1 pseudogene is annotated in these 262 nt (G+C 45.8%); it reads right to left on the bottom strand.

What is annotated here, in order from left to right:
* Positions 1-10: 10 nt before the first annotated feature.
* Positions 11-262, bottom strand: a pseudogene (locus HBA93_RS24680) (SOS response-associated peptidase); the annotation flags it as partial.

The raw sequence follows: 262 nt of genomic DNA, 5'->3' as shown, positions 1-262 counted from the left end.
AAAGAGTTAGTCAAAACATACTAAACTGATCATCTTTGTCATCTGTTTTCTTTTTCGCAGCAGATTTTTTAGGCTTAACCGGCTTTTGAAGCTTTCCCGCTTGCGAAATCACCGGCTCCTCCACCCGCTCATGCACATCTGTGCCGAAATAGCGGGCATGATTAATCTTATCCGATACGGGAATCGCTTCGAAAAAATCATCCTGAACCGGCTTAAGCAGATGCTGCACATCTTTGGCACGGTTGCGCTTGCAATCGAGCCA

Source organism: Ochrobactrum sp. SFR4 (assembly GCF_019730395.1).
Taxonomy (GTDB): Bacteria; Pseudomonadota; Alphaproteobacteria; order Rhizobiales; family Rhizobiaceae; genus Pseudochrobactrum.
This window is presented reverse-complemented; position numbering and strand designations above follow the sequence as displayed.